The following is a 3582-nucleotide window of genomic DNA, read 5'->3' on the forward strand; positions in this document are numbered from 1 at the left end:
TCAAAATGAAAGGTTACTTTCATTTTTCCCTCACTGCCTGTTATAATAAAGCGGCGATTCGATGAATTCGGATCGTCGCTTTACACAATAATTGGGCCTATAGTTCAGTGGTAGAATAACGGTCTCCAAAACCGTTGACCGAGGTTCGAATCCTCGTGGGCCCGCAAACAAAAACGCGTAAGCGGTTTTTGTGCGAGGCCCAAGCAAGGCATCTGCATGCCTTGCGTCGAGGATTCGAAGCCGTTCTCTGTTATTTGTGAGGAGTTTTGCTCCGAGCAAATCGGAAACGGGTACTGACGCAGTAGGCGTCGAAATTCCTCGTGGCCCCTCCCCTACGACAAAAACTTTCCCACCACCGTTTCAATATTCTTCTTTTGTTGAAGCGGGAACCATTGAATTCTTTTGTCTTTCTTGAACCACGTTCTTTGGCGCTTCGCATACCGCCAGATCGCCTGCGCAAGCTCCTCGGTCATTTGCCTCTTTGTAATTTTCCCCTGGAGATATCGCGCAAGAGAGCGATACTCAAGCCCCAGTTCTTCCATGCGTTTCCAAGAAAGCCCCTCTTTGTGAACCCGCCCTGCCTCGGCAACCATTCCCGTTTTTATTCTTGTAACAAGGCGTTTGCGTATCTTTTCTTTTAAGACCTTATCATCGGTTGCAATGCCGATCTGCAGTATCTCATATTTTTTTGAACCCTCTTTTTTTAGGTCCGGAACACTGCCCAACTGTTTTGCGATCTCAATGGCACGAATAAGCCGCCGCGGGTTTTTTGCATCGATCTCTTTTGCCCGCCGAGGATCAAGTTTTTTGAGCATCGTGAAAAGTAGGGCGGCGGTTTTCTGTTCAAGTTGTGCCCGCAGTGCTTTATTCGGCTTCACTTCGGGGACATTGATATCGTCCACGATAGCCTGGATATAAAATCCCGTACCACCGACAACGATCGGCAGTTTGCCGCGGCGCACGATGTCCGCGATGGCTTTTTCCGCGAGCCTCTGCCACTTCGTGACCGTAAAGATGTTGCGCGGGTGCGCTACGTCAAGGAGGTGGTGGGGAATACCTCGCATTTCTCTTTTGGTTATTTTCCCCGTTCCGATATCAAGCCCTTTGTACACCTGCCGCGAATCTGCCGAGACCACTTCACCGTCAAATTTTTTCGCGAGGAGGATGGCGAGATCGCTTTTTCCCGAAGCAGTGGGTCCCAGAATGACCAAGAGCTTCGGTTTTTGAGGGGCGCTTTTTTGCAATGATTTTTTTCTCATGATACTATGGAAACCTACTTACCAATTAAACATATCAACATATTATGAATTGTAAAGAAAACGAGTGTTGCGGAGGGTGCGGGCCGACCAATATGATAGGAATGGAGGTTCCCGCTTTTGAGTTTGAAGCGTACCACGAAGACAAGATAAAGAAGATAAAATTGGCGGACTATAAAGGCAAGTGGCTTATCTTGTTCTTTTATCCTGCCGACTTTACCTTTGTGTGCCCGACCGAATTGGAAGACATGGCGGATCACTACGAAGAGTTCAAGAAAGAACACGCGGAAGTACTCTCGGTAAGCACCGATACGGTTTTTGTCCATAAGGCGTGGCATGATGAATCTCAAGCGATCGGGAAGATAACCTATCCGATGGTTGCGGATCCAGCCGGGAAGCTCGCGAGAGCGCTCGGTGTCTATATCCACGACGAAGGACTGGTTCCTCGCGATGATGGAGGGCTAGCTCTTCGCGGCAGTTTCATTATTAATCCCGAGGGGAAACTCGTTTCCTATGAAGTGAACGATAACAGCATCGGGCGAAACGCCAAGGAGCTTCTCCGGAAATTGCGGGCGGCAAAGTTTGTGGCCGAGCACGGAGGAAATGTGTGTCCCGCAAAATGGGAACCGGGATCTGACACCCTGAAACCGGGACTTGATCTCGTGGGGAAGATATAAAAAATATTAACCCCAGAGTTCTACTCTGGGGTTAATATTTTTTGTTATGTCGTCGTTCGGACGGAATGAAGATCTCCACCGCTTTGCGGTTTCGATTTTCATTCCTCTCCTCACTAGACATAATAAAGGGTGAAGATATCGCAAAACAAAACCCGCGCATGGTGCGGGTTTTGTTTTGCAAAAACAGTAGGGTGACTTTCCTCTTATAAAGAATGAGAAACCCGGGTTCCTATAAGCCCCTGCTCGCTGTAACAAAAAACTTACACTATCTCACTGGTTTATATCCACCAGGAACTCCTTTCGGCGAGAGAACAATTTGCCACAACTCTAGGCGGCGCGCCTTGAAAGCGCCTGCGGTTGAAAGTAAGTAATATTTCCACATGCGATAAAATCGCTCGTTATATTTTCCACTCTTTTTTAATTCCGGCCACGCTCTGTCAAAATTTTCAAACCACGCCATGAGTGTTTTGTAATAATCGTACCCAAAATTGTGCCAGTCCTCCATGACAAAAAGATTTTGTGAAGCACTAGAAATCTGTTCCAGAGAAGGCACCACGCCGCCGGGGAAAATGTATTTGTTTATCCATGGCTCAACATGCCGCCTTGATATGTGTCCGCCAATAGTGTGCACAAGCACAAGCCCATCGTCCTTTACCCTTTTTCTTGCCTGCTCAAAAAATACGCGGTGATATTTTGGACCAACATGCTCAAGCAATCCTATGGAAACAACTCTATCAAAACGCCCTTCTGCGTCGCGGTAGTCCATGTGTTTTATGAGAACGGGAAGGTTTTTGCACATTTCATTACTCAACGTAACTTGATTTTTTGTTATGGTAACACCCACTCCTTGTATGCCATACTTTTCTGCGGCATATTTCAAGAAACCTCCCCAGCCACAACCCATATCAAGAACACTCATCCCCTGCATAAGGTCTATTTTGCGACAAACGAGATCAAACTTTTCTTTTTGAGCATCGTTTAAATTGTCAGTATTCTTCCAATATCCGCAGGTATATGTCATGTATGGGTCAAGCATAGCTTTGTAGAGATCATTGCCTATGCCGTAATGATGTGCGTCAATATTGTGCGACCGTGCCTTGCTTCCAAAATCCATGAGTATCGTAAAGAGGATGCGTGGCCATATGGAGAGAAGTGTTCGCCAATTAATTATCTTTTCATCAAACCGAGCGAGCAGTGCTTTGTTGAATGACTCTTCAAGTTGTGGCGCATCCCACCATCCGTCCATGTACGCCTCTCCAAACCCCAAGGACCCGTATGCAAGAGCGCGATTATAAAATCGTTCATCATGCACCGTAATATCCCATGAGCGCAAACCGTTTATTTCAATATCTGCTTCTTTAAGACGATTTGTTATATATTGTTTTGCGTTCATTTCATTCACTTGTGCCGGAGGGGAGACTCGAATCTTACAGATTCAGTACCCCAGTTGGATATTTTCATGCGCTTCGCTCCGAAAATATCTCAACAGGGCTTCAAGTCCCTGCTCCCGTTTGCTACTGCAAACGGATGCGCCCCTCCGGCACTGCGTTCATTTCATTCACTTGTGCCGGAGGGGAGACTCGAACTCCCATCCCTTGCGAGACACGATTTTGAGTCGTGCGCGTATACCAATTCCGCCACTCCGGCAA

At 47.0% G+C, this 3582-nt stretch carries 3 protein-coding genes and 2 tRNA genes; 2 read left to right on the top strand and 3 right to left on the bottom strand.

Annotated features, from left to right (window positions below):
• Positions 1 to 93: 93 nt before the first annotated feature.
• Positions 94 to 164 (top strand) — tRNA-Trp (locus tag AAB523_03225).
• A gap of 168 nt (positions 165 to 332) precedes the next feature.
• Here the strand turns inward: AAB523_03225 and miaA are convergent.
• Positions 333 to 1259, bottom strand: a complete 927-nt coding sequence (gene miaA, locus AAB523_03230) for a tRNA (adenosine(37)-N6)-dimethylallyltransferase MiaA (protein MEK7556267.1) — start codon at positions 1257 to 1259, stop codon at positions 333 to 335.
• Between the two features lie 44 nt (positions 1260 to 1303).
• Between miaA and AAB523_03235 the strand changes: the two genes are divergently transcribed.
• Entirely contained in the window at positions 1304 to 1933 is a 630-nt protein-coding gene (locus AAB523_03235; protein MEK7556268.1) for a redoxin domain-containing protein, read from the top strand.
• Positions 1934 to 2198: 265 nt separating this feature from the next.
• On the opposite strand, the gene cfa is transcribed toward AAB523_03235, so the two are convergent.
• Positions 2199 to 3326 (bottom strand): cyclopropane fatty acyl phospholipid synthase, encoded by a 1128-nt coding sequence (gene cfa, locus AAB523_03240; GenBank protein ID MEK7556269.1) that lies wholly within the window; start codon positions 3324 to 3326, stop codon positions 2199 to 2201.
• 172 nt (positions 3327 to 3498) lie between these two features.
• Positions 3499 to 3580, bottom strand: a tRNA-Leu gene (locus AAB523_03245).
• Between the last annotated feature and the right edge of the window lie 2 nt (positions 3581 to 3582).

The organism is Patescibacteria group bacterium (assembly GCA_038063375.1).
In the GTDB taxonomy this organism is placed as follows: domain Bacteria; phylum Patescibacteriota; class Minisyncoccia; order Phycocordibacterales; family JANLHH01; genus JANLHH01.